This is a genomic window from Rugamonas sp. (assembly GCF_025354735.1).
GTDB lineage: Bacteria > Pseudomonadota > Gammaproteobacteria > Burkholderiales > Burkholderiaceae_D > Rugamonas.
In genome coordinates, this window is record NZ_JANXMI010000036.1 from 1 (window position 1) to 1,959 (window position 1,959).

At 63.2% G+C, this 1,959-nt stretch carries 1 protein-coding gene and 1 pseudogene; both read right to left on the reverse strand.

Going from position 1 to position 1,959, the window contains the following annotated elements:
- Positions 1–300, reverse strand: a 300-nt coding sequence (locus tag Q0S71_RS03240; protein ID WP_295991243.1) for a biotin/lipoyl-containing protein, incomplete at its 3' end; no start/stop codon positions are given.
- A gap of 21 nt (positions 301–321) precedes the next feature.
- Positions 322–1,959, reverse strand: a pseudogene (aceE, locus tag Q0S71_RS03245) (pyruvate dehydrogenase (acetyl-transferring), homodimeric type); the annotation flags it as partial.

Here is a 1,959-nt window from a genome sequence, read left to right on the forward strand (position 1 = left end):
CGCCGGGGCGGCGGCAACAGCAGCGGCAGCCACCGGAGCGGCCGCCGGCGCGGCGGCGGCGGCGTCGGCTTCCAGCACGATCAGCAAGCCGCCTTCGGCGATTTTGTCGCCGACCTTGATCTTGATTTCCTTGACGACGCCGGCGTGGCTGGACGGGATCTCCATGCTGGCCTTGTCCGATTCGACCGTGACCAGCGACTGGTCGACCTTGATCGTGTCGCCCACCTTGATCATCACTTCGATGACTTCGACTTCCTTGAAATCGCCGATATCCGGGACTTTAACTTCCACAATGCTCATAGCGTTTGCTCCGTATTCTAGTTATTGGGTCACCGGATTTGGCTTGTTCGCATCGAGGCCGTATTTGACGACGGCCTGCTCCACGACGGATGCCTCGATCTTGCCTTCTTCGGCCAGCGATTTGAGCGCGGCGACCGTGATGTAATAACGGTTCACTTCGAAGAATTCGCGCAGCGCGGCGCGGCTGTCCGAACGGCCGAAACCATCGGTGCCCAGCACGCGGTAGGTGCGCTCTTTCGGGATGAAGGCGCGGATCTGTTCAGCGAACAAACGCATGTAATCGGTGGTGGCGATGATCGGGCCGTCGGTGTCCTTGAGCAGCTGGGCCACGTAAGGCACGCGCTGTTCCTTGGTCGGGTTGACCAGGTTCCAGCGTTCGGCGTCCTGGCCTTCGCGGGCCACCAGCGTCAGCGACGGCGCGGACCAGACGTCGGCGGCGATGTTCCAGTCGTTCTTGAGCAGCTCGGCGGCGAATTGCGATTCGCGCAGGATGGTGCCGGAGCCGATCAATTGCACGCGCTGTTTCAGCGATTTGTCGCCCTCTTGCAGCAGATACATGCCCTTCAAGATACCCTCTTCCTGGCCGGCCTTCAGGCCCGGGTGCGGGTAGTTCTCGTTCATGATCGTGATGTAGTAGAACACGTCTTCCTGGTTGGTCACCATGCGGCGCAGACCGTCCTGGATGATGACGGCGACTTCGTAGCCGAAGGTCGGGTCGTAGGGCACGCAGTTCGGGATCGCGGCGGCGAACAGGTGGCTGTGGCCATCTTCGTGCTGCAAGCCTTCGCCGTTGAGCGTCGTGCGGCCGGCGGTGCCGCCCATCATGAAGCCGCGTGCGCGCATGTCGCCGGCGGCCCAGGCCAGGTCGCCGATGCGCTGCATGCCGAACATCGAGTAGTAGGTGAAGAACGGGATCATCACGCGGTTGTTGGTCGAGTACGAGGTCGCGGCGGCGATCCACGAGCTCATGCCGCCGGCTTCGTTGATCCCCTCTTGCAGGATCTGGCCGGCCTTGTCTTCGCGGTAGTACATGACCTGGTCCTTGTCGACCGGCTCGTACAACTGGCCCTGCTGGTTGAAGATGCCGACCTGGCGGAACAGGCCTTCCATGCCGAAGGTGCGCGATTCATCGACCAGGATGGGCACGATGCGCGGGCCGATGCTCTGGTCTTTCAGCAGCGTGGTCAGGATGCGGACATAAGCCTGGGTCGACGAGATTTCGCGGCCTTCGGCGGTGGCGTCGAGCACATTCTGGAACGCCGACAGCGGCGGCACGGTCAGCGCTTCGTCGGCCTTGCGGCGACGCTGCGGCAGGTAGCCGCCCAGCGCGGCGCGGCGCTCGTGCAGGTACTTCATTTCCGGCGCGTCGTCGGCCGGCTTGTAGAACGGGATGTCGGCCAGCTGGTCGTCCGGAATCGGGATGGCGTAGCGGTCGCGCATTTCGCGCACGGCTTCGTCGGTCAGCTTCTTGGTGTTGTGCGCCGTGTTGCGCGCCTCGCCGTGCTTGCCCATGCCGAAGCCCTTGATGGTCTTCACCAGCAGCACCGTCGGTTGGCCCTTGTGTTCCTGCGCGACCTTGAAGGCGGCGTAGATTTTATGCGGATCGTGACCGCCGCGGGTCAGGCGCCAGATGTCGTCGTCGGTCATGTTGGCGACCAT